Consider the following 25,311-nt stretch of genomic DNA (forward strand, 5'->3'; position numbering starts at 1 on the left):
GCTTGTATTATAAAACAAAAGGATACCGCATATTCAGCATCGCTAACTATACTTTTCTTGGGATATTATCGATACTCTGCATTTTACCAATTATTCATATATTGGCTGTTTCATTCAGCAGTATGGCGCCAGCATCATCAAACCTGGTTACCTTCTGGCCCATCGGGTTCACAACGGACGCATATGTAAAAACATTCGGGAATTCAAACTTCATCAACTCCTTGATCGTATCACTTAAACGGACTGTAATTGCGACGATCATTGGTATGGTCATCATGCTCTTAACCGCATTTCCGTTGTCGAAGGAAGACATCAGTTTTAAAGGTCGCTCCTTATATACGTGGTTTTTCGTATTTACCATTTTGTTCAGCGGCGGTTTGATTCCAAGTTACATTCTGATCCAGAAGCTTGGCTTGATGAATACAATCTGGGCGCTTATTCTGCCTGGCGCACTGTCCGTGTGGAACGTTATTCTCATGATGAACTTCTTCCGCGGTCTGCCCAAAGAACTTGAGGAAGCAGCTTATTTGGATGGAGCAGGTCATATCAAAACGTTGATTCTGGTCTACGTACCGCTTTCACTTCCAGCTATCGCAACCTTGTCCTTATTTACGATGGTGTATCAGTGGAACTCCTGGTTCGACGGCATGATCTATATGTCTGATATTAAAAATTATCCACTTGCTTCTCTATTACAGACCATTATTGTTCAGCAAGATCTCAGCAAAATCAACGTCGATCCTTCCATGTTGGAGAATATCTCGCAGCGAACCGTACGCGCAGCACAGATCTTTATCGGCGCGCTTCCGATCCTGATGGTATACCCGTTTTTACAACGTTTCTTCGTTAAGGGGATCGTTATTGGAGCAGTCAAGGAATAGGCTATGCAAATGCAAGGATAACTGAGCTGAGGGAGGAAGAAGGATGAGAAAAGGACTGGCATGTATGGTGGCATGGAGTTTAATGGCTTCTCTCGTTTATCCAGCAACTGCTGGAGCAGAAAGTGTACAGGGTCAAGCGGAGGTGGGAAATGTGCAGGCGAAAAGCCTGCACTTCTCTGTTCCCTATACAGACCTGACGGGGCATTGGTCACAATCTGCAGTTACACGGTTGCAAGACTTGAATTTATTGAAAGGTTATACGGACGGTACGTTCAAGCCCAGTCAGGTCATTAGCCGAGCTGAATTCGTGATGATTCTGGATCGGGCCTTTGGTTTCACCGGTAATGCGGCGACTGGTTCATATGCGGATATGACTTCAGACGATTGGTACTATGACGTGATGGTACGAGCGAATGGTTCTGGCATCATCGAAGGGACAGACCGTGAACATCTGTCACCACAACAACCGATTACACGCCAAGATGCAGCGGTTATGGTAGATCGAGCTTTTCAACTTTCAGCGGTTACAAATGAAGAAAGTGAACAATTGAAATTTCAGGATGCAGATGATATTTCCGGTTATGCAAAGAAAGCGCTTACCTATCTGGTGACCGAAAATATTCTTAAAGGCTTCCAAGGTAAATTAAATCCCAAATCCCCGATTACACGAGCAGAGACGGCAACAATGTTGTCGGCGATGATTGCTGATGTGAAAAGTGCTCCTGGTATATATGAGTCCCGGGTGGATGGCAACTTGATTATTAATTCAACGGATGTCATGTTGAAAAATATGACTGTTAATGGAAATCTGCTGCTGGCAGAAGGCATTGGTGAAGGATCTGTTGTTCTTCAGGGCGTAACTGTCACAGGAAGTGTCATCATTAAAGGCGGAGGCAGTCATTCCATCAACATTAACAACTCCAAGCTGAATCGAGTAGTCGTTGACAAACGTGGGGAACCCGTCAGAATCTCCATTACGGAAGAAAGTAACATTCAGGAGATGCATGTAAAGCAGAAATCCATTCTGGAGATCTCTTCAAACAGCCTGATTGATTCCATGAATATTCATGCAGAAGCGAGTCAGACTCGAATGGATACCAAAGGTACGATCCAAAAATTGAGTGTAGATGCCGATGATGTGGTGATCAACGGAGAGAAAGTAAAACAAGGATTGCGCACATCCATGGTGGATGAAACCCAACAACCTGCTTCATCGCAGCCTGGTGGTTCAACAAATGTGACAAGTACACCCACACCATCTTCTCCAGACGGGCAATCACCGTCTACACCATCAACACCAAGCAATCCTGCGGGCGAAAAACCGGTTCCAGCAACAACGATTCCGCATGATCAATGGGAGCTGGTCTGGAATGATGAGTTTAACGGACCTTCGATTGATGCTTCCAAATGGACCGTGCAGGATACAGGACTCGTTTATAACAATGAAATGCAATATTACAGCCCGGATAACACTCGTATTACAAAAGATCAGAAACGAAGCGTGTTGCAGATTGAAGCAAAAAAGGGTCTGAAAAACGGTAAAGATTACAGCTCTGGCAAACTGATCTCCATGGGAAAAGGAGACTGGACCTACGGTAAAGTAGTTGTACGTGCAAAGCTTCCGATTGAAAAAGGCATGTGGCCTGCCATATGGATGATGCCAACAGATGAAGCACATTATGGTGGATGGCCTGCCTCTGGTGAAATCGATATTATGGAGTTAATTGGTGGCAAAGAGAGTAATAACAAGGTATATAGCACATTGCATTATGACAGTGTGAAGCCTGACGGCTCCCATGGACATGATCAGGGAAGTCTTACTCTTCCGAAGGGAGAAACTTTCACTGACGATTATCATGATTTCCAGGTGGAATGGTTGCCGGGTATGATTCGTTTCTATGTGGATGGTAAGCTGCACCATGAAGTGACCAACTGGCAAACGAAGGCCGCGGGCCAACCCGAGTATTATACGTTCCCTGCACCATTTGATCGTCCATTCTATCTGATTCTGAATCTGGCAGTTGGAGGAGACTGGCCGGGGGCACCTGAAAGCAACTTCACTTCCGAAAAGATGAATGTTGATTTTGTGCGTGTATATTCTTACAAAAATCTAGACACATGGCCTGATGTAACAACAAATCCCATCGAGCCTGCGCAACAGCGGGAACCACAAACCGATGGCAATCAAATCTACAATGATCGTTTTGCGGAAGGGTCTGAAGACAATGGAGTGCCTCTTCAGTGGAAATTCATCACAAATGCTGATGGAGCTGGCAGTGTCAAAGTTGTAACGGATGAGCAGAAAGGGAAAGCAGCACAAGTTACCATTGATGCATCGGGTACTGAAAACTACTCGGTTCAACTGACTCAGATGCCGATGTACATCAAGAAAAACAAAAAGTACAAGATACAATTTGATGCGAAAGCATCTGCTAACCGTACAATCATGTCCAAACTGAATCAATTTGAAAAAAGTTGGACCAATTATTCGGGTGATAACACCTTTGCACTCACGACAGATTGGCAATCCTATGACTATACCTTCAATATGCGGGATGGCACGGATAACAATGCCAGATTCGAATTTAATCTGGGGTTGGATGATACAACCGTTTGGTTTGCCAATGTCAGGCTGATCGAGGTGGGTGAAGCTGATCCGTTAACTGTCGAACGAAACGCGCTACCTGATGGCAACTTTATTTACAATGGCACATTCGATCAAGGCAAGGAGCGTCTGGGATTCTGGTCAAGCAGCATTCAGGACAGTGCGGCAGCCAATATAAGTGTAAATAACTTTTCGAAATTCCCAATTATGGAGCGTCAACTGGTTGTTGATGTTACTCAAACGAATAATGACCCACAACAAGTTTCGGTGAACCAACCGGATTTGAAACTGGAAGCGAATACAACGTATGGTTTCTCCTTAGATGCCAAGGCAGACACACCGCGAAGTATCGACATTGATGTTGTCAGCAGTAATGGGCATACAGTACAGGTTCATCAAGGGCAAAACCTCTCCTTGAACCAAGAAATGAAAACATTCACTGGAGAAATCATCATTGGAGATGGAGCACCAATCGCACAATCCGAGTTAAGACTGTTATTCGGCAGTTCTGAAGGTAAGGTATATGTGGACAATGTTCGTCTGACGAAACGCGGCAAACCTCTGTCAGTGAATGGCTACGCCCATGTACCTGCAACCGAAGCCTGGATGATGCAGGGCTTACAACTGGAGGACTCCGTAGAAGGAGGAAAACATGTCAGTTACATGGATCAGGGAGATCTGCTGCAATATAAAATCGATGTAGCTCACGACGGAGTATATGTTCTGTCTGCCCGAATGGCAAGTGGAAAAAGTGATTCCAAGGTTCAGTTCAGCATTCAGGATGAACAAGGGACAACCGTTGCACAATCAGACCTGAGTCTCGGAGACACGGGTGGATGGCAAGCATATAAAACGGTGTATTTTCCAGGGGTTAACTTGACAGCAGGCAAACCCTATTATGTGAATTTTGAAGGAGCAGATTATAATACACGTTGGGTGGATATTTCACAAAACAAAATTCAGAACAGTGAGCTAACAGCTGATCTGAATCATTGGGAGCTAATTCCTAATGATCTAACAGCCTCACATGACGAGGGCGCAGGATTAACGGTTAATTTGCCTGGTACAAGTGAACATTGGTGGGATGCTTTGTTGCAACAAGGGCAGATCAAACTTGATGCAAACAAAACGTACCGACTTACCTTCGAGGCATCTGCTTCAAGTCCTAAATCCATGCAAGCGGTTCTTTCTCAGAATGCAGGGGATTTTGTGAAGTATTTTGAAGAAGAAGTGGAATTAACCGCAGATCAAAAGTCATATACTTACACCTTCACTATGGGGGATAGCTCCGATTCGGCAGCTTTGCTTGCATTTGGATTAGGATATCCGCTATCTACAGGTGAACACTCGATTCACATCAATAACGTGCAATTATATGAAGTTAATCCGAATGCAGATCAAGGAGGTCAGCCAGCTCATGTTAACCTTATTCCTAATGGAGACTTCTCCAAAGGTAAGGAAGGTTGGTTTACCCACGCGGATGGTAATGCAGCGGACCTTGAGATGCAAGTTAGCAATCAACAGCTTCAAACCAAGATTGGTTATGCAGGCCAGCATCCATGGGATCGTCAAGTCATCAATGAAGGATTCGGCATACAGCAAGGTTTTAAATATAAATTAACGTTTAAAGCCAAAGCGGAGAAGTCCAGGAAATTGGGTTTGGGGATTGGATGGGTCGATGCAGCTGCCAACTATGAATGGCATGGGTTCTTTGGGGCACGAGTTGATTTGACCCCAGAAGAACAGGAGTTCACGTTTACATTTGATGCAACAGAAGACAGCTATGCGAATACTCGAATTTCATTTGATCTGGGTAACATTGATGGTGAGCAAGATGGCAACACAACCGTCTCATTGTCCGAAGTTAGCTTGATTAATCTGGGTCCTGCCAATTAACTTCTGAATTCTTTATATAATGAAGAATCCGATTCCGGTATATTGGAATCGGATTTTTTGACAATCTTTCCATCTCTATTCTAAAAACGAATGAACACAAGATATAATGTCTGTATAGTTCGTAAATAACTGTGAACAAATCGTTAATTCATTGACATTGCATGTAATTTTAATTAAAATACGAAATGGACTTCAGGTTGAAAACAGATATGAGTATCTTTATGTTTAGTTTAGAGCTTAGCTGTTGAATCTTTAAATCCTAACAACGAATATAGGAGCGACAATATTACAATCCTATATGAAGATTAGGATTTTTTGTTTTTAGCTTTGGAGTATAATTTGAAAGTTGGAGGCTGGCTTTACCATGGACAAATGGTTCAAACTTAAAGAACGAGGCACGACTATCCCCACAGAAATTATCGCAGGGGTTACAACATTCTTCACAATGGTATACATAGTTATCGTAAACCCAGGAATACTCAGCAGCACAGGCATGGACTTTAACGGAGTATTCATAGCAACGGTACTTGCAAGTATTGTGGGAACTCTGATTATGGGAATATGGTCCAATTATCCAATCGTCATCGCGCCGGGTATGGGCCTGAATGCATTCTTTGCCTATAGCGTAGTTGCCGGATATGGCGTATCTTGGCAGGTTGCACTGGGAGCCGTATTCATAGCAGGGATTTTGTTTATTATTTTATCACTGACTTCATTCCGTTACATGTTGCTAGATGCAATTCCTGCTAGCTTAAAACATGCCATAACCGCAGGGATCGGATTGTTTATTACAACGGTAGGTTTGCAAAATGCCGGGATTATTGCCGATTCAGAATCGAATTTGATTACGATCGGAAACTTGGCTGAGCCGATGGCTTATCTGACTATTATCGGATTGATTATTACCGTTGTGCTGATGGCTTACAATGTGAAAGGTTACCTGTTCATCGGAATGGTGGTAACAGCGATACTTGCCTGGATCATGGGACTATTCCAAATGCCTGAATCGATTGTATCCATGCCGCAAGGCCTCGCTTCAACGGCTTTGCAACTGGATCTGGCAGGGGTATTCTCGAATGGTTTATATACGATCATATTTACCTTCTTGTTGATCACACTGTTTGATACGACGGGCACGATGCTCGGCGTTGCTGAACAAGCAGGATTGCTTAAGGATGGTAAATTTCCACGCTCGCGTGGCGCATTATTGGCAGATGCCGTAGGAACAACCTCAGGTGCTTTGCTCGGAACAAGTCCAACATCGGCTTACATCGAATCCAGCACAGGGGTAGCTGCAGGAGGAAGAACGGGACTGACCGCTGTAACGGTAAGTGTGCTGCTTGCGCTGACGTTGTTCTTCACACCGATCGTAAGTGTAATATCAAGCATTCCGGCGATCACTTCTCCGGCACTGATCATTGTTGGATACTTTATGATTAACGTTATCAGCAAAATCAAATGGGATGATCTCGAAGAAGCATTTCCTGCCTTCCTGATTATCATCCTTACTCCATTGACGCATAGTATTGCGACAGGCATCGGCGTAGGTTTCATCTTTTATCCGGTACTCAAGCTGCTTCGTGGAAAAGGTAAAGATGTTCATCCAATCTTCTACATTTTTGCGGTATTGTTCTTCATTCAGCTTGTGTTCCTGGACCACTAAAACTGTCTTATCCTATGGAGAACTGCTCTCAACAAGCAGCTCTCTTTTTTTACTTGTTCATACTCCGTTCATATTCCCGTCACGAAGGGGACATCTTTCATGGTTACACTATACCTATGTCGCAAGAGCGGCTCTACAGATATAAACGACAGGAGAAGATGGAAATGGCAGAAGCAGTGGATGTAACAACAACGGGGACTAAGGGCCGTAAAAAACGGAACTTATGGTTGAAAATAATAGGTGGTATTGTCGGCGCGCTGGTGCTGTTCATGGGCATCACGTTTGTCGTTCATACGATAAGTAATGGGGCAGAGAAAAAGAAAATCGAATCGTACGGCCAATATGTCAATGTTGATGGGAAGAATATGAATGTATCCATTCAAGGTAGCGGCGAACAAACCATCGTGTTACTTCCCGGACAAGGAACACCGTCACCAGTACTTGATTTCAAATTGTTAATCGATGAATTAACTTCTGATTACAAAGTTGTGGCGATTGAGCCTTTTGGTTATGGGTTAAGTGACCAAACCGAAACGGAGAGAACCACCGAGAATATTGTTAGTGAAATTCATGAAGCTGTACAGCAGCTCGGTATAGATCGTTATATTCTGATGGGGCATTCCATCACGGGACTGTACGCGGCGACTTATGTGAACACGTATCCGGATGAAGTCTCTGCTTTTGTCGGGATCGATAGCAGTGTTCCAAATCAACCTGGCATGGATGTTAAATTACCTTTGAACTTAATGAAATTCCTTCAAAAATCAGGCTTAATGAGAGTACTCAATAAAGTGAGTGGTGATTCATATGCATCACTTGACTATGATGAACATACCAAAGAACAGATGAAGTTGATTTCGAATCAAGTCTCGACAAATCCGACATTAGTAGATGAGCTTAAACATCTGGGTTCCAATTTCAAAAATGGAGAAAAACTCACTTACCCTCGTGATCTGCCGATGCTGCTCTTCGTTCAATCCAATAACGAGCAAAATCCTCAGTGGATTCCATTACATGAGGAGCAAGTGAAACAATCCGCACAGGGAAAAATGATCCCGATGGAAGGTTCACATTACCTGCATCATACGAAATACAAAGAAATTGCCGAGGAATTCAAATCTTACATGAAACAAATTCAATAGCATGATTGATTAATAAACTGCGGTGCCAAAATTGGTGCCGTGGTTTTTTTGTTATCAGGAGAGACTAAAATAAAGACTTGACCTTAGGTCAGACCTAAGGTTTATGCTTGTAATATGAAAAACAGCAAAGGTGGTGAATTGGTTGAGTGATGAAATTACGATTAGCGAGCTGGCAAAGCTGATGAAAGTCTCTGTACATCAAATTCGATACTTCGAAGAAAAAGGGGTGTTGAACCCTGCTTATATAGCAGAAAACCAATACAGGATGTATGGGGTAGATGAAATTTACCGTCTATCTCATATTTTGTTGCTTCGCAAAATGGGACTGTCTGTTCAAATGATCAAGGAATGTTTGAGTAATCTGACAACCATTCAAATCACATCATTATTTCGCCAAGCGTTGGCAGACACGGAAGCAGCTATCACTCAGCTTCAGCACACAAAGCACCTTATCAGCAAGTTGTTGCATGAGAAAGAGCATATTCCGCTTGAGGATCAAGTGACTTATTATATTGTTACTCGTGAGGAGATTCACTTATCACTGTGGTTCCATATGGAAGCGCAAGGGTACTTGCAAGCAAGGCAACTGACCCAACATAAAGGAAACATTCCCAATCTATTTGAAGCCGACATCCATTATGCGTACGACGAGACGGACACCGTAGGAATTTATACACAAAAGGAGGGAGCGAACGATTTAGTTTTGCCTAGAGGAAAATACCTTTCTCGTCATGTATATGTACAAATTGAAGCTGAACTCAAAGAACATATCAACGAATTTTATGCTTATGCAGAACACCAGGGCTATCCGTATCACGGTCCACTTATTATGGTAGAGAAATCTTATTTATCTTTATTCACACCAGAAAAGCTTCATTATGAGCTATTGTTACAAATGATCGAGTAGGGGAGGCACACAGTGACAACTTCCATTAAGATAGAACCCGTTTGTCCCCAGTTTCATCAAACTGTTGCTGAACTCATGGCTTATGGTTTTGGACACAAATTTCAAAAGATCACTTCATTGTCCATAATTGATCTGGCTTACGTATTTGAACAGTTGCTTAATCATCCGCCCATGGAACAAAGTACTCTTCGAGTCATTGCTCGTGAAAATGAGGAGATTGTTGGCACCATGTGCTTGAAATGGAAGGAAGCAGATAACAGAGCAGCAATAACAAGCGTTCGTGCCAATTCTCATTGGTGGGGCCAGTGCAATAGGGTTGGCATGTGGAAACTGCTTCAGTTAATAACTGGTTTACATCTGCTGAAGCATACTCCTACATTAGGCGAATGTTATGTGGAAGATCTGGTTGTACATCCACAGCACCAAGGCAAGGGAATTGGTACACAGTTACTTCAATGGGCACAGAAATATATGTTGCAATCCAAATCAATGTCATTTCTTAGCTTGCATGTGGCAAGTCAGAATCATCAAGCAATACAGTTATATGAACGCTATCAATTTCGCAAGCAGTATAGTACAAACAGCTTTCTGACCGGCCTGCTCTTAGGCGAAAACCAATGGCATTACATGATTTACAAAGGAGATAGTTATGTTTAATTGGAAAAAACGATACATCTCAGTTATTGTGGCAATCTTACTGATGGTTGGTGCAGGACTGTACATAGTCGCTCAAAGTGAATTTGACATGGTGGAACAATCCGTTGAAATTCAATCACCCCAGGGCAAGTTAACAGGTACGCTCACATTACCCAGAAACCATTCAGGCAAGCTAGGTCTAGTGCTGTTTATTCACGGTGACGGTCCGATAGACTCTACTCATGGTGAGGGATACAAACCGTTATGGGAGCGACTGGCATCGATCGGGTATGCATCCTTATCGCTAGATAAACGGGGAATCGGGGGTTCAGAGGGAAACTGGCTAGATCAAAGCATGGATGATCGTGTTGTGGAGGCACAACAAGCAATTGCATGGGCGAAAGAACAATCCATCATTGATGATTCCAAAATAGGCGTATGGGGTGCCAGCCAAGCAGGCTGGGTGATTCCTAAGCTTGCTGGGAAAGAACATCTCGCCTTCAGTATCTTGGTATCACCAGCGATAAACTGGTTGGAACAGGGAGAATACAACACACGCAGCCAGATGGCGAAGGATGGTCATTCCACCGAGGAGATTCAAAATCAGGTCGATTATGAAAACCAGATTAAAGAGATTTTAAAGAAACATGGCACATATGAAGAGTACACTAAGATTGCTCGAGAGCATGATCTGATTTCCAAAGAACGCTGGAACTTCATAAAGAAAAATTTTGCTTCAGATGCCACAGCGGATTTGCAACATTTCAAAACCCCTGTACTACTTCTGCTTGGAGAAGATGATGTGAATGTGGACATTGTTGATACAGAGCAAGCATACCGTAAAGGAATTCAGCCATCTCCCTTGCTTCATGTGAAAATCTTCTCTAATACAGAACATTCGATGTTACCAACCTCTATTGCAGGCTCGGAATGGAAACAATCACTACGATTTCTGTTTGCTCCGAGAAGCATTACAGTGGATGGGTATATGGATGAAATAGAACATATGTTGACCGCTTCTTCCTTATAACTGACGGTTTACGATCTCTTCGTATCACCAGATAGATAATTGTCATTTCGAAATGAAAGAGCAGGGTCAGGGAGCGCCCTTATCCTGCCTTTTTGCGTGTTATACGTTAACTACTGTGCCAAATGTTCCAGATCCGGCTGCAATTTGGTCCGCAAAACATATAACATAATGGCCCCAACTAGGAACGCCACGGCATCCGCAATAACGAGCGACCAGATCACTCCATGAAAGCCGTTCATATGGTTAGCGATATACAAGACAGGAATTAGTGTAATCCCTTGAATTATGGACATAACAAACGCGGCGGTTCCTTGGGCTGTTGCTTGGAAGATCCCCATAAACAAAGAAGTCATTCCTGTAATAAACAAGGATAAGAAGGTTACATGAAGAATGTAGCTACCCATTTCAATTAATTGCGGGTCAGTCGTAAATAAACCAATCAAGTGGTCAGAGATCAGATAAACGATAACACCGAACAGGACGGCTAAGCCCAAAATAGCTTTGATCGTGAATCCAATCGTTTGTTTCATGCGTAATTTGTTCGCTGTGAATGAGAAGGCAATCAACGGCACAACTCCCTCGCACAAACCCATCAGAATAAACTCAGGAAATTGCAATAAACGTGATGAGATTCCATACCCCGCAACGGCCTGATCCCCATATTCGACAAGAAAAAGGTTAAGAATAAGCGACATTGCACCCAAGAAGACACTCATAACAAAGACGGGAACACCGATTTTGAACACATTGCTCAGGATGTCCTTGGTCACCTTGAACCATTTCAGGGAGACGGTTAAGAATTGACTCTTATAACTCATATGGTAAGCGTAAAATGCACTCGCAACCAAGTTGGAGATGACGGTAGCAGATGCAACGCCAACCACGCCCCAATGGAAGACAAAAATGAATAGTGCATCGAGGATAATATTTATAACAACACTGAGAATCATACCGGTCATAGAAGTCATTGCTGAACCTTCTGAGCGCACGATATTCTCCAGGGTGAAGAATAAGATGACGAAGGGTGAACCCATAAGCATAATCGTGACATACTCTTTCGTAAATCCGAAGGACTCTGGCGTTGCCCCCAGCCCATGAACGATTGGTTCAATCAGCGGGAGCCCAACGGCCATCACAATAATTCCGAGAACTAAACTGCTGTAAAAGGCAAATGAAGATACATGCTTCAGATCATCTACTTTTTTCTCTCCCAGCAAACGGGAGATGAATGTGCCGCTGCCTATACCAATTAAATTACCAAGGGCCATGATGACCGCGAATAAAGGTAAAGTTAATGCGAGTGCGGTTAACATTGCCGTATTACCCAGTGTGCCAAGGAAATAGGTATTCAAGATGGAGTAAATAACACTCATTGACGTGCCTAGCATCATTGGGACAGCAAAGTGAGCTACGGCTTTGGCGATTGGTGCTTTTTCAAAGTAATGGAGGTTTTCTGCATCCATGTGGATCACTACTTTCTTCGTTAATATTGATCTAATCTAACACCGTTAGATTGAACCTTACAGTGTTAGATGTTATCATGAACTTATGAACCTGTAAAGCATAAACTTACACTGTTAGATAAAAGGGCGGATACCGATGAAAAAACAACAGCCTCAGATTTCGGAAGATAAGATTTTGGAAACTTCGTGGGAGCTTTTGGCGGAAGAGGGCATCGAGAAATTCAGCATGAGACGATTGGCAGACAAACTGGGGATTCAGGCTCCATCTCTATACTGGTACTTCAAGAGCAAGCAGACACTCTACCAGCGTCTGGCCAACCAGATATCGAAAATTATTCTGGACGAGTTTCACACTGAAGGGGACTGGAAGGAGCAGATGGAGGGGCTTGCGGTGACGGTACGGAGTGTGCTCAGTAGATACCCGTGCTCCACACAGCTCATGATGATGACGTTGCCCCATGAACCGGACATGATCCGCTTCACCAACCGCATGTTGCTCTGCATGGAATCAACACCACTAGAGCAAGAGCAGAAATTACAGGCCGTTCTCACACTTGTGAACTATGTATTCTATTTCGTTCTGGACGATTATCAGCATCAGCGCAATATCTCTGCTGTTCTTAAGGACCAGGAAGCACTTCGGGGTGAAGAGATGATCCACCTTCTGGATTCTATGAGTGAGAAGGAAGCTGGACTTTTCAGCAGGATGTATAAGAATGGTCTGTTTGAGGTGATGGGAACCGACGGAGCTTTCGAGTTTGGCTTGAAGCTTATTTTGCTCGGGATCGAACAAGTGATAAAGGAACATGAGAAGTAGAAAAGTAGAACACCACGATCTGAGTAGATTAAACTCAACCATGTAGGAGAAATATTAGTTCTACATAGAACTAATGTTTTAAAACAAGAAACCCACCGAGTATAAAACTCCAGTGGGTTTCTTCTTATCATCCAATCGAAGTACCATTTGGTAGCTCGAAATCAGGTTTCAACAAAACAACATCTCCCTGTTCGGGCAGCCCGCCAAGCACCAACACTTCTGAATTGAATCCGGCTATACGACGGGGAGGGAAATTAACTACACCTATAATCTGCCTTCCGATAATAGATTCGGATGAATACCTTTTCGTGATTTGTGCACTGGATGTTTTTAATCCAATTTCTGGTCCAAAATCAATTTCAAGTTTGATAGCAGGGATTTTAGCTTTTGCAAAAAAATCAGCTTTGGTGACCGTGCCGACACGCAGATCTAATTTTAAGAAATCATCAAAAGTTGCCATTTTAAATTCACTTCTTTCTTTATTATCCTAATTTCCTAAATCGATTAAAGCGCAGGAACTTCGACAGTTGAACATGGTAAGATTTCAGCCCAAAGTACATCAGCATGCCTGACAATGTAATTAATCCGCCTACGAATTGAAAAGCAGAGATGGTTTCTCCCAACAGTAGATAAGCCAGCATAATGGCCAGAACGGGTTCACCGATAATGCCTACAGAAACCGTTGTTGCACCAATGGATTTGAGCAGCAGATTGAAAATGTACTGACCAAAAATGGTGGGTATGATCGCAAGTAGCAGGAAATACATCCAATCGGATGAGTCGTAATGGGTCAACGAAAAGTTATTCAATAAACTGTAGAACAGCAGGACACTTCCGCCAATAATAAAGACAACAACACTATATATATTCGCGTCGATTTTTCGACTGACTTTCTGTCCCACCAGCATATAAGCCGACACCAGTATGGTTCCTATTAGTGACAGACCGTCTCCGATCAAAGCCTCTCTTGAAACGCCAATATCTCCCCAGGCGATGATCACCGAACCGAACAGGGCGGTAATCAAACATAGAATGGTAGGTATACTCGCTCTTTCCTTAAACATAAAGTATGACCCGATCATCACAAACAAAGGTTGCAGCGCCAGAATGACCATGGAACTAGCCACCGAGGTATACACCAGCGATTCCATCCAAAATAAAAAATATAGACCAAGAAGCAGGCCAGCCAGAAAAACTGTGATCCAATCCCTTGAATCCATTTTTAATAAGCGGATCGTTTTCCAGGGGATAAACGGAAGCATAATAATGGCTGATATATACAGCCTGTACATACCGGCTATAGCGGTCGGAGTATCCGAAGATTTGATCATGATTGAAGAGACGGATACCGACAAAATGGCGATAAAAAGCAATACATACGGATGAAAAAGCAGCGATGATTTATTTTCTTTCACATATAAGCCTCCAAAGTTCTTATCCGGTCGTCTGTGCACAGGCTATTGTGATAAGTTAAAGATTTGATATAATAATATCATTATTTTTGTGAATTTCGTGCAGTTAAATCACTATATAATATAGATATATCGTCAAAGAAAGGAACGTCATAGAATGGTGAAGCAACTTTATGAGGATATTTTGTATTCCGATCTTTCGTTTCCCTATATCATGTACACACATACACGTCATACAAGCATCCCCGAAGGCAGAGGATTCAACGATTTGCATTGGCACGAAGATCTACAGATCACTTTAGTCACAAAAGGCAAACTGGTTATGCAAATTAACGGAATTGATCATACATTGGAAACGGGTCAGGCGATCCTGATCAACAAGAGAATTCTTCATATCACAACAGAGCTGACACATGATGGTGAATATGTTAGTTTCAATTTTCCCGAAAAGCTATTAGCCTTTCATGTAGACAGTGCAATGGAAAAAAATTATGTACTTCCTTATACGAATTCTTCTTTGGTTTCGCTCGTGATTAGAAGAGAGTTGGAGTGGGAAAAGCAGATATTGGATATGCTCTGGGAAATGAGAGAGACGTTTAATACACGGAAAAACTGGGGATGGGAATACGAAATCTCAATTAAAACGGTACAACTATGGTTTGTATTGATATCCAACATTTTGATCCCTTCCGAGGAAACCCCAAGAAGCGAGAAGCGTCAGCAGGAAAGACTTCAGTTAATGCTCAGTTTTATCCATCAAAATTATGCTCATCCGGTTACGCTTCGTGAGATTGCTGATGTCGCGCATTTGAGCATTTCAGAGTGCACCAGATGTTTTAAGAAAACGGCTCATATGACGCCATACGAGTATCTAATCAAATACCGGATTAAGAAGAGTAAAGATCTCTTAGTATCGACGAATGATACAATAACCGAGATCGCTCAGAAAGTGGGCTTTAATCACGTTAATCACTTTATCCAGTCTTTTAAAAAGCATGAGGAAAAAACACCAAAAGAGTTTCGTAACTCAAGAAGATGATACTGAGACAACAGAGACTATAGAAAAACGCCAGTGACCTTAAACACGGACCGGCGTTTTCATATTAGTTTTTCGGAATTTTGCTCTCATCCATATACAACAGGTTCCAGCGGTGACCGTCCAGGTCGGCAAATCCCGCGCCGTACATCCAGCCGTCTATTTCACCCGGCTTGCCAAAGATGGTTCCTCCAGCTAACTCGACTTTTTTAATAAAAGCATCAACTTCTTCTCTGCTGTCAGCACCAATGGAAAATATCACTTCTGCGCTATGGGAAGTATCTGCGGTTTTGGCACCTGTAAATTTCTCGAAGGTTGCTTCCGGAAACAGGAGAATCGTTGTTGAGCCTATGACAAGCTGGGCTCTCTCGCTGCCAACATTCTCCCCATGGAATCCAATCTCATTGAAAAAGGTAGTGGATTGCACAACATCTTTCACCGGCAGGTTCATCCAGATTTTTTGTGACATGGCAGTAGCCTCCTAGAGTATATTTTCGACACTCTTAATATACTCTACGTCAATTCAAAATTACATAATCGTGTACATACGATTATGAAGGAGTTAGAAATAACGGGTATAATGAAGGATAATTTAGAGAAATCTGCATCGTTCTAATCAGTTCAGAATCCAAACCAAAAGAGCAATCTCCAATGAGGTTGCTCTTTTGGTCATGGCTTATTTTGCCTAACGGTGTATACGCAGTTTCTTCCTCCGGCTAGAATGTATTCTCCCCGTTCAATATGAACATTATCGCCTAGAACTGTTTTGAATAAATGTAACTCATTCTTGCATAACCCGGTACATACCGCGGCCGCTTCACAGATCGGACAATGCTTCTCAATAAATAGAAGACTGCCATCATCCTGCTCCTTAACCTCGGCCATATAACCTTCATTGGTGCGAATTTCGGCCAATTTCTCCAATCTCTCTCTGACTCCTGATGAATCGCCAAGATGCTGAAGATATTGATCTTGCATATTTTTATTTCGAACATCCAGCAGCTTGTCCAGCCCTTCAGTACCAAAAGCTTCTTTCATCGAATTGATGAGGCTGACGGATAAATCCGAATATCCACTTGGAAAAAAACGATTAGCCGCGGGAGTTAATATCCATAGCTTGGTGGGGCGACCCATGGGACGGGCCTCTTCCACAGTGGTAACCAATCCTTCTTCTTTTAGCGCATTCAGATGTTGACGAATAGCCATTCCGGATAACGAAAACTGAGAGGAGAGAGTGACAACATCCATTCCCCCGCGCTCTTTTAACAGATTAATAATTGCTCTCCGGGTACTGGTCGAGACATCTTTTTTGGTTTGATTTCCGCTCATGGTGCACCTCCTTGTGACGAACTGAATCTACATGACTAACTACATTTTAAACAAAAATGTTGACAAAGTCAAAGCCGAACTGTAGCTTAGACATTATAAACAAAAATGTTTACTAAGTATCCGGATACGATGTATACATACCAATTTTCTTGGAGGTCACATTTCATGTCGTCTAATCATCAAAGTATTTTCAGCCCGCGTTATTTTGCACTAACCATAGGGATTATTTTGTCAGTGATGGCCGTTGGATTCGAAGGTTTATCCGTCACCACCATTGCTCCTTCAATTGCTGGAGACTTGAACGGCCTTAGCCTGTTCGGATGGATATTCAGTACCTATCTGCTTGCGCAGATTATCGGAACGCTGGTCGTCGGTCGAATCATTGATAAAAGAGGACCTGCAGCACCGTTCACTTTTGCACTTCTGTTGTTTATCGTAGGGCTGATCGCTGCCGCAACCGCAGGCGACATGTATACCATGATAGGATCACGGGCCCTGCAGGGTTTGGGTGCCGGAGCTATGATGACTTGTGTGTATACGGCTATATCGTTAAGTTACCCGGATGAGTTACGTGCCAAAATTCTTGGAGCATTTGGTACAGCCTATGTTCTTCCGTCCATGCTTGGTCCATATGTAGCAGGAGTTATCGCAGATCAGTGGTCCTGGCGGTTTGTTTTCTGGGGGATCTTACCTGTGCTGGTGGTTTCAGCATTGCTTAGTTTACCTGCCTTTAGAAAATTAAAAGTGCAGAAGACGGAAGGGGATAGCGGATCTTCATCCACTTGGATGGCGTTACTCTTAACGTTAGGTACAGGGATTTTCCTGGTTGGTTTAAGTATGCTTCCGAGCATTATGGGATTTGTTTTAGTCGTGATTGGCCTGATATTGATGTTATTTCCGCTCCGTAAATTACTACCGAAGGGAACACTTACGTTGCGAAGAGGTATGCCAGCAATTCTGGCAACACGTGGGTTGTTCTTCGCTGCCTATACCAGCACACAGAATTTCCTGGTATTAGCTCTAATCGATGTGAAAGGAATTACACCTTCACAAGCCGGATTAATTGTCGCGAGTGCTGCATTAAGTTGGTGTATCATTGCGTATCTGCAAGGACGGTGGGATGCGGCAGATCAGGGCCGTGGACGTCATATGAGAATTTTTATTGGGGTATTGCTGCTTGCCATAGGGATTGCCATCGTATTTTGGGTACCTGTTGTGACCGTTACCATCGCAGTTCTTGGTCAGATCATTGCAGGAGTTGGTATTGGATTGGCGCATCCGATTAGCGGTGTTGTCGCATTTTCCCAAACGGGGGAGGAAGGCGTGGGCCAAACCTCAGCAAATCTGCAATTTGCAGATTCTTTTACACCTGGGGTAGTGATCGGCATTGGTGGTTCCATCCTTGTCGTGTGTCAGGCTGGCGGTATGTCACTTCAATCCGGCTTAATTGTAGCCATGGGTTTCCATCTCTTGTTGATCGTCACGAGTATCATTGCCAGCACTCGGATCTCACCACGCGGATGAATAAGAAAGTGGGTGTACAGACCATTGCTCACTGAAGACCCGAATAAACTATTTACAGCTTATCGCATCATCGGAACGAAATGGACGATCCATATTTTATGTGCTCTGTCTCAAGGCCCGAAGAGATTCGGTGAAATATTCGATAACATTCCTTCCATTTCCGAAATGATCCTCTCCAGACGTTTAAAGGGTCTTCAACATGATCATTTGGTCAAAAGAACAATACGGACACGCCCTACACAAATTATTTATAAACTTACGCCAAAAGGAGCTGCTCTTGCAGCATTCATACCCTGTCTAATGGACTGGGATACCAAATTTCAAAATGATACCACCGGGAGGAATAAAGATGATCATTGAGGTCAGTGATACAGCATCGGACAAAATCGTTGAGATCTTATCAAGTGCGGATATCCAAAATGCCTTTCTTAGAGTAGGCGTTGATGAAGGGGGATGCAGTGGTTTATCTTATACCCTTATCGTGGATGAACAGCAGGCAGAAGAAGACATTGTGTTAAATAAAAAGCAATTTAAGATATTGGTTCACGCAAACAGTATTCCATATATTGAGGGTCTTGAGATTGACTATGAAGAGAGCGGAATGTTAGGCGGATTCACCATGAATAATCCAAATGCCAAAGTTTCGTGTGGATGCGGGGCCAGTTTCAGAATGGCCAATTATCGTGGCGAAGTAAAAAAATGTGATTAATGAAGGAAGGAGTGCAGAGCAATGATTTCATTTGTAGTATCTGATCAAGCGATCAATTCATTTAAGAATGAATGGGAATTGGAAGAAGACCAATATGTAAGGATTTATGCAAAATATGTTGGAGGAGGCTCCGATGCTTTTACAATTGGCATAAATGCGAGTGCTACACCGGTCGATCCCGCATTGATTCAATCCATTGGAGGATTTCATTTCTTTGTTGAAAAAACAGATGCCTGGATCCTGCAGGATGAACTTCTCCAAATTGACTGTAATGAACATGGCATATTATCAAGCAAAATCTCCTATTGAACATGGGAACCCTATTCTAAATCATGATCTTACTTTTTAAACATTTAACTTTACAAAGTATAACACTTCATGTATATTCAGGGAGTAAAAAGGTTTATTTTACCATAATATCCATCAAATTATGGAGGTGTGGAAGACAAACAACAATCAGATTGGGATTTTTGATGCTCAGTACAGGGCGCCTACAATTGGCATTATGCTGGTTCTGGCAACCGTAGCTTTTGAAGGACTGGCTATCACAACGATTGCCGCGAAAATGGCACAAAGTTTAGAGGGTATTCATTTATACGGTTGGATCTTCAGCGCATTTTTGTTATCTCAGCTTATTGGAACTTTGGTTATGGGTCAGCAGATTGACAAGCGCGGTGTTTTTACATCTATGCTGATATCTTTTAGTGTTTTTGTATTAGGAACTGTGGTCTCCGCTATTTCTTTCGATATGCACATGCTTATTGCCGGAAGAGCCCTTCAAGGTTTTGGAGCGGGGGCCCTGATCACATGTGTTTATACCTGTGTGACGTTACATTATCCAGATACACTTCGTACTCAAATCCTGGCCGCATTCTCCATGGCATTTGTCCTGCCTACCTTAATCGGACCTTATGCAGCAGGCCTTATAGCTTCCTACATCTCGTGGCGATATGTTTTCTGGATCGTTTTACCCTTGATTGGAATAGCGTTGAGTCTCACATTCCGTTCTTTCCGTAATTTGCAGCTTCAGCAAGATCTGTCAGGTCCAGCGCGAGCAACCGACTCAAAGATTATGTATGCGATTCTGCTTGCGGTTGGAACGGGGCTGTTACTCACAGGACTTGGTATGATAACCGATTGGAGAGGCATAGTACTCACTTTGGCTGGATTAGTCGTCATGATCACACCAATGCGTAAATTGCTGCCAGTAGGGACTTTTTTGGTAAAAAAAGGATTGCCTGCTACTTTGGTATCGAGAGGGCTATATGTTGCTTGTTATTTTACAACGGAAAGTTTTGTGATCTTGGCGCTAACCGAAGTGAAGGGATTATCAGCTGACCTTGCTGGCCTCATTGTAGCAGCAGGTTCTCTGAGCTGGTCCGCCGCAGCGTGGTTACAAGCCAAGCTTGATGCACGAGATCAAGGTCGTGCCCGAAAGGGTAGGGTCATGACGGGCATTGGGATTATGATCGTTGGAACTGCACTTGTGATCCTGGCTCTTATTTTGACGGACGGCGGGATTATACTCATCCTTCTCTCACAAATGATTACAGGGTTCGGTGTTGGATTGGCCAACCCTACAACGGCAGCCATTGCTTTACAACATGCCTTGCCCAGGAAAGAGGGCGAAATGTCTGCGAATCTGCAATTTGTGGATTCCTTCTATATGGGCGTAAGCATTGGCGTTGGTGGCGCTCTGATTGCCTTGTCCGAAACGTTACAGTGGGGCATATCGACAGGTGTTTTAATCGTGTTAACACTGCAATTATTATGGGTCTTGTTAAGTTTCTTGGCATCACTACGAATTACCAAACTCGTTCATCAAGAACATCATCCAATCAGCCAGGTGAAAGACAACATATCTATGTAACGGATGACTACCGCGTCGCTAATACATCATGAAGAACGGGGGGACTAATTGCATTGGGAGGTAGTTAAGATGGCACGTGTATTAGTAGTCATTACTCCAGCTGAAGGACATGTGAATCCATCGTTAGGATTAGTTACTCAGTTGACGAACAATGGTGAGGAAATCATCTATGTGTGCACGGAGGAGTACCGTTCCCGAATTGAACAAACCGGTGCCCAGATCATTACCTATCCATTTCCACAAGATGCCTTCTCTCATGATCCGGTGTTGAAACCCCAGGAATACAACCATCCTTATCAGTTCATTTATATGATGGTAAGCGGTATAATCCGGAGGATCATCCCCAATGTTCTGCAGGTGATCGAGGATCAAAAGTTTGATTATATGATCTTTGATTCCCTGATGGGATGGGGAGGGACTATTCTTGCAGAAAAACTGGGAATTCCTGCGGTGTGCTCGATTGCGTCCTTTGCTTTTGTGGAGCCTCTGGGGTCTAGCTCAGTTCTGAATGAGACGGAGACGAAGGAGCTTTATGAGGCTACGATGAAGATAACAACGGAGTTAGCCGAAGAGTTTCAAGTGAGTATTCCAGCCATCGAAGAAATACCAGCACATGCAGGTCAGTTAAAGCTCGTGTACACCAGCCGTTATTTTCAGCCGCAGGCAGAAAAGCTGGATGATCGTTTTATTTTCACGGGTCCTTCGATCATAACACGTCAAGATGCTCCCACCTTCTCGTTTGAGTTGCTTCGTGAACGTTACCCGCAAACGGTCTACATTGCTATGGGTACGATTTTAAATAAAAATTTGGATTTCTATCAGCTTTGCTTTGAAGCATTAGGGGATCTACCCGTGAATGTTGTTTTATCTTCAGGAAAATACACGGACATGACGCCACTGGCGGATCAAGTTCCTCCTAATTTTATCGTCAAGCCATACATTGCCCAGTTGGACATGTTGCAGCATACCGATGTTTTTATTACACATGCTGGAATGAACAGCACAAGTGAGGCGTTATATTACAACGTTCCGATGGTGATGATTCCATTAACATCGGATCAGCCTCTTGTCGCCAATCGGGTACAGGAGCTCGGCGCGGGTATTACTTTAAATAAACATAACCTCAGTGCAACTAATTTGAGAGAGGCATTAACAGAAGTGCTACACAATTCACTTTATAGACGCCAGGCTTACCTCATTGGTGAATCTCTAAGGCAGGCTGGCGGTTACAAGCGAGCTGCCGAAATGATCATGAGTCACATGGGTTCAGGCCGGGGGAGTTACACAATTTAAATAGTTTTCCATTCAAAGTCGCTTAATAAGCGGCTTTTTTTGGTTTTAATAGTCTTAAGACTTGACCTACAGTTAACTCTATGTCTTATACTCGATTAGGCTTGCAAATTATATGAGGAATTGGAGATTTTATTTATTATGGCGAAGAGCTCGAATTGGAATGTTTTTGGACTGGCAATACTACTAGGTTTATTTTCTACATTAGGTCCATTTACGATTGATATGTATTTACCGGCTTTTCCGGAGATTGCACAAAATATGAATACAACGGCATCACTTGTACAATTTAGCCTAACTGCTTGTTTATTAGGACTGGGTGTAGGACAACTCGTTATGGGTCCTTTGAGTGACGCGTACGGTAGACGTAGACCATTGTTGATCTGTATGGCAGCCTATATTATTTGTTCCTTGGCATGTGCTTTTGCTCCGAATATCGGACTATTAATTTTGTTTCGTTTCACGCAAGGATTTGCAGCTTCAGCTGGAATTGTCATTTCCCGTGCGATAGCCAGAGATCTATACAGTGGACATGAACTCACTAAATTTTTCTCTTTGCTGTTGCTTGTAGGGAATTTGGGGCCTCTGGCAGCACCCATCGCGGGAAGTGGGGTTCTTTCATTCACAACCTGGATTGGCGTGTTTATCTGCCTTTCATTCTTGGGAATTTTCTTATTAATCATGACAAAGTGGAGCTTAAAAGAAACACACCCTATCGAAAGACGTATAGTTCCTGACTTCAAACAGCAATTGGGTAATTACAGAATGCTTCTGCGTGACCGCAAATTTGTTGGTTACATGCTGGCACAGGGAATCATGACAGCAGGGGTCTTTGCTTATGTGGCGGGAACACCATTTATTTACCAAAATATATATGGCGTCACACCCACTGTATTTGCTATATTATTTGCTTCGAACGGCATCAGCTTGATCATCGGATCTCAAATCGTGGGTCGATTGGCCAAACGTATCCCAGAGCAGACGCTGCTATTATCGGGACTATGGCTTGCTATAATAGCAAGTGTTGCTGCTTTGGTCGTAACCCTGGCTCATGGTCCACTTTTCGCGTTGGTGATTCCATTGTTCTTCTTCGTATGCTCGATCGGCATTACGTCTACAGCGGCATTCCCGCTTGCCATGGAGAGTCAAGCTAAGATGGCCGGAAGTGCAGCAGCACTGCTCGGCGTTGTTCCTTTTCTTCTGGGTGCACTGGTTGCTCCTCTGGTCGGTATCGCAGGTGAGGACACTGCCGTCCCGTTAGGACTCACTTTATTAATGACCAGTATCATTGCGATTGTTACTTATTTTCTACTCGTTAAAAACGTCCCGCAGCATACACCTAATCATGCCCAGTCTAATGCTGACTTTTAGTATGGAAGGAACAGCACACCAAGCATTGGCGTGAGACATGAATGAATATGATTCCATTACAAGTCGCTGCAATAGCGGCTTTTTTTGGTTTTCCGTACTGAACCCTCAGCCTGAATTCCGGTAAGAGGTTGTTAAAAGTGGAGAGACTAGGGAGGAGGGGGCTGTTCACTGCTTCATTTGGTATAAGCTTAATCTCTCTTGTACAGCATTCAGGACTTCTTCCGGAATCTCCTTCACCTTGATATCTTCTCCTAAAAAAAGCAACCAATTGGTGATTTCGGTTAATTCTTCTGAGTTATGAATATTCATAAATGCCTTTAGGAGGGCCGTAGTTTGGTATGGATTTGTATAGGCAATGGAAAACTTTAATGGATGGTATTTTTTGAATTGCGCAATCGCCTTTGGACCAAGTTCCAGGACAAGGTTGATAACTTCTTCCTGCGTATTTCTTTTGAGTTGTTCAACAATCTTTCTCGTACTCAGTCTTTTTTTCGCCGGGTATGCTTCGACATGGATGAGGTTGTCAACGGATACGATTCGTCTCTTTTCTTCCTCCAAGTCAAAACCTTCAATGATCCAATGGCCATTTTGATGATGAAGGTGCAAGAGAACAATGGGATAGGACTTTGTTTCCTTCTCTTCTTGAACAGTGACTAACAAATAACGTTCTATAAGAAGAATTTGGATGAGTTTTTCCAAGGTAGGGTGAGGCAGGTCTGACAGATCAAGCAAGTCTGGATTATGGGGATTGGTCCCTTCAAAAAGCAATATTTGATTCAAATGCACCAGGTCATCTTGCTGATTTTCTGAGATAAGGCCCAATAATTTTTCAGCCAAAGATTGACGACTCTTCAGATAAGGAAGCTGTTGATTTCTTGTCGCCATAAAGGCAATGAATAACGCTTTGATTTCATTATCGGTAAACCGGACCGTGGGCAGGAGGGAGTTGTTCATAACAAAATAACCTCCGTCCCGCCCAACTTCAGCGACAAGAGGCATTCCCATGGCTTCAATTTCTCTGATATCTCGAATGGCTGTTGAACGAGAAATGTTAAATTCTCGCATGATTTCAGAAATGGTAAAGTGGGCACGGTTATTGATATACCGCGTGATGATATTAATGCGTTCAACTTTTTTCATTGGGCCCCCTAAACAGTATCATATTCTGACATGATTTAAGGTTATTATAAACCTATCAAGTGAAAACACAAATCAATTGAAAATTTAAAGAGGACGGTGTAAACCATGAGTAATTATCATTTCGAAGAGAAAGAAAGCTTCATCGTACTAGGTATTGGAACAGATCTTAAGAGCGACTACACAGATTATGCTGGCATCAGCAAGGAGAAGGCGGATTTTTGGTCCACGGTGAAAGAGGATGGAAGCCTGGACAAACTAAAGTCCCTGGCAACAAATGAATACATTTTTGCTGTGAACGAAGCAGTGAATAACAAGATGATGCATTATGCTGGTGTCATGACAGAAGAATCTCTGCCAGAAGCAACGAGAGTAATCCAATTTCCTAAGGGAGAATACCTTGTTGTGAAAGGCGAAGCAGAGACGGCTGATGCGCTCAGTAACATGCTTACTGGCATTGCTTTTGGTCAAGCCCTCCCCGTAGAAAAGGATTATGCCTATGTTGGCGGTCCTAATACAACAGTTGAAATGGGAGAGAAAAACGGCGTGGTATATGGTGAAATGTGGGTTCCTGTTGTAAGGAATTAACTTAA

At 43.0% G+C, this 25,311-nt stretch carries 23 protein-coding genes; 17 read left to right on the forward strand and 6 right to left on the reverse strand.

The features are described 5' to 3' along the window. Positions 1 to 2: 2 nt before the first annotated feature. From BS614_RS19250 to BS614_RS19280, 7 genes are all read left to right on the forward strand, one after another. Positions 3 to 881 (forward strand): carbohydrate ABC transporter permease, encoded by an 879-nt coding sequence (locus tag BS614_RS19250; protein ID WP_017688354.1) that lies wholly within the window; start codon positions 3 to 5, stop codon positions 879 to 881. Between the two features lie 43 nt (positions 882 to 924). Continuing rightward, the gene (locus BS614_RS19255) at positions 925 to 5,382 is read left to right on the forward strand and encodes a carbohydrate binding domain-containing protein (RefSeq protein ID WP_074095166.1); all 4,458 of its coding nucleotides are present in this window, start codon (positions 925 to 927) and stop codon (positions 5,380 to 5,382) included. A gap of 364 nt (positions 5,383 to 5,746) precedes the next feature. Further along, positions 5,747 to 7,045 (forward strand): NCS2 family permease, encoded by a 1,299-nt coding sequence (locus BS614_RS19260; protein WP_017688352.1) that lies wholly within the window; start codon positions 5,747 to 5,749, stop codon positions 7,043 to 7,045. A 164-nt stretch (positions 7,046 to 7,209) separates the two neighbouring features. Further along, the gene (locus BS614_RS19265) at positions 7,210 to 8,187 is read left to right on the forward strand and encodes an alpha/beta hydrolase (protein ID WP_074095167.1); all 978 of its coding nucleotides are present in this window, start codon (positions 7,210 to 7,212) and stop codon (positions 8,185 to 8,187) included. A gap of 142 nt (positions 8,188 to 8,329) precedes the next feature. After that, positions 8,330 to 9,094 (forward strand): MerR family transcriptional regulator, encoded by a 765-nt coding sequence (locus BS614_RS19270; RefSeq protein WP_074095168.1) that lies wholly within the window; start codon positions 8,330 to 8,332, stop codon positions 9,092 to 9,094. A 12-nt stretch (positions 9,095 to 9,106) separates the two neighbouring features. After that, a complete protein-coding gene (locus BS614_RS19275; RefSeq protein ID WP_074095169.1) occupies positions 9,107 to 9,751 on the forward strand; it encodes a GNAT family N-acetyltransferase in 645 nt (214 codons plus the stop codon). Next, positions 9,744 to 10,760 (forward strand): alpha/beta hydrolase family protein, encoded by a 1,017-nt coding sequence (locus BS614_RS19280; protein ID WP_074095170.1) that lies wholly within the window; start codon positions 9,744 to 9,746, stop codon positions 10,758 to 10,760. The genes BS614_RS19275 and BS614_RS19280 overlap by 8 nt, the downstream gene beginning before the upstream one ends. Positions 10,761 to 10,870: 110 nt before the next feature. On the opposite strand, the gene BS614_RS19285 is transcribed toward BS614_RS19280, so the two are convergent. Then, a complete protein-coding gene (locus BS614_RS19285) occupies positions 10,871 to 12,223 on the reverse strand; it encodes an MATE family efflux transporter (protein ID WP_074095171.1) in 1,353 nt (450 codons plus the stop codon). Between the two features lie 136 nt (positions 12,224 to 12,359). On the opposite strand from BS614_RS19285, the gene BS614_RS19290 reads away from it, so the two are divergent. Further along, the gene (locus tag BS614_RS19290; RefSeq protein ID WP_074095172.1) at positions 12,360 to 13,040 is read left to right on the forward strand and encodes a TetR/AcrR family transcriptional regulator C-terminal domain-containing protein; all 681 of its coding nucleotides are present in this window, start codon (positions 12,360 to 12,362) and stop codon (positions 13,038 to 13,040) included. 127 nt (positions 13,041 to 13,167) lie between these two features. Here BS614_RS19290 and csaA read toward each other — a convergent pair whose 3' ends face one another. Both csaA and BS614_RS19300 read right to left on the reverse strand, forming a co-directional pair. Next, a complete protein-coding gene (gene csaA / locus BS614_RS19295) occupies positions 13,168 to 13,500 on the reverse strand; it encodes a chaperone CsaA (RefSeq protein ID WP_074095173.1) in 333 nt (110 codons plus the stop codon). Between the two features lie 22 nt (positions 13,501 to 13,522). After that, on the reverse strand, positions 13,523 to 14,455 hold the full coding sequence (locus BS614_RS19300) for a DMT family transporter (protein ID WP_074095174.1): 933 nt from the start codon (positions 14,453 to 14,455) through the stop codon (positions 13,523 to 13,525). A 154-nt stretch (positions 14,456 to 14,609) separates the two neighbouring features. Between BS614_RS19300 and BS614_RS19305 the strand changes: the two genes are divergently transcribed. After that, complete coding sequence (locus BS614_RS19305) at positions 14,610 to 15,491, forward strand: AraC family transcriptional regulator (protein ID WP_074095175.1); 882 nt, start codon at positions 14,610 to 14,612, stop codon at positions 15,489 to 15,491. A 64-nt stretch (positions 15,492 to 15,555) separates the two neighbouring features. On the opposite strand, the gene BS614_RS19310 is transcribed toward BS614_RS19305, so the two are convergent. After that, a complete protein-coding gene (locus tag BS614_RS19310) occupies positions 15,556 to 15,957 on the reverse strand; it encodes a VOC family protein (protein WP_074095176.1) in 402 nt (133 codons plus the stop codon). Positions 15,958 to 16,157: 200 nt separating this feature from the next. Further along, on the reverse strand, positions 16,158 to 16,817 hold the full coding sequence (locus tag BS614_RS19315) for a helix-turn-helix transcriptional regulator (protein ID WP_074095177.1): 660 nt from the start codon (positions 16,815 to 16,817) through the stop codon (positions 16,158 to 16,160). 165 nt (positions 16,818 to 16,982) lie between these two features. On the opposite strand from BS614_RS19315, the gene BS614_RS19320 reads away from it, so the two are divergent. The 7 genes from BS614_RS19320 to BS614_RS19350 all read left to right on the forward strand — a co-directional run bounded on the left by BS614_RS19320 (position 16,983) and on the right by BS614_RS19350 (position 23,581). Then, entirely contained in the window at positions 16,983 to 18,341 is a 1,359-nt protein-coding gene (locus BS614_RS19320; RefSeq protein ID WP_074095178.1) for an MFS transporter, read from the forward strand. Positions 18,342 to 18,353: 12 nt separating this feature from the next. Continuing rightward, positions 18,354 to 18,701 carry a winged helix-turn-helix transcriptional regulator gene (locus BS614_RS32580; RefSeq protein ID WP_425320258.1) on the forward strand — a complete coding sequence of 116 codons (348 nt, stop codon included), beginning with the start codon at positions 18,354 to 18,356 and terminating at the stop codon, positions 18,699 to 18,701. Further along, positions 18,691 to 19,050, forward strand: a complete 360-nt coding sequence (locus BS614_RS19330) for a HesB/IscA family protein (RefSeq protein ID WP_157116130.1) — start codon at positions 18,691 to 18,693, stop codon at positions 19,048 to 19,050. The genes BS614_RS32580 and BS614_RS19330 overlap by 11 nt, the downstream gene beginning before the upstream one ends. A gap of 21 nt (positions 19,051 to 19,071) precedes the next feature. After that, a complete protein-coding gene (locus BS614_RS19335) occupies positions 19,072 to 19,359 on the forward strand; it encodes a HesB/YadR/YfhF family protein (protein WP_074095180.1) in 288 nt (95 codons plus the stop codon). Positions 19,360 to 19,480: 121 nt separating this feature from the next. Next, positions 19,481 to 20,920, forward strand: a complete 1,440-nt coding sequence (locus BS614_RS19340; protein WP_074095181.1) for an MFS transporter — start codon at positions 19,481 to 19,483, stop codon at positions 20,918 to 20,920. Positions 20,921 to 20,989: 69 nt separating this feature from the next. Beyond that, complete coding sequence (locus BS614_RS19345; protein ID WP_074095182.1) at positions 20,990 to 22,213, forward strand: macrolide family glycosyltransferase; 1,224 nt, start codon at positions 20,990 to 20,992, stop codon at positions 22,211 to 22,213. Between the two features lie 138 nt (positions 22,214 to 22,351). After that, complete coding sequence (locus BS614_RS19350; protein ID WP_074095183.1) at positions 22,352 to 23,581, forward strand: multidrug effflux MFS transporter; 1,230 nt, start codon at positions 22,352 to 22,354, stop codon at positions 23,579 to 23,581. Between the two features lie 165 nt (positions 23,582 to 23,746). Here the strand turns inward: BS614_RS19350 and BS614_RS19355 are convergent, their stop codons facing one another. Continuing rightward, positions 23,747 to 24,721: a helix-turn-helix transcriptional regulator gene (locus BS614_RS19355; RefSeq protein ID WP_074095184.1), complete on the reverse strand. Its 975-nt coding sequence runs from the start codon at positions 24,719 to 24,721 to the stop codon at positions 23,747 to 23,749. 105 nt (positions 24,722 to 24,826) lie between these two features. Between BS614_RS19355 and BS614_RS19360 the strand changes: the two genes are divergently transcribed. Then, a complete protein-coding gene (locus tag BS614_RS19360; protein WP_074095185.1) occupies positions 24,827 to 25,306 on the forward strand; it encodes a GyrI-like domain-containing protein in 480 nt (159 codons plus the stop codon). Positions 25,307 to 25,311 lie beyond the last annotated feature (5 nt).

It is taken from the genome of Paenibacillus xylanexedens (genome assembly GCF_001908275.1).
Taxonomy (GTDB): Bacteria; Bacillota; Bacilli; order Paenibacillales; family Paenibacillaceae; genus Paenibacillus; species Paenibacillus xylanexedens_A.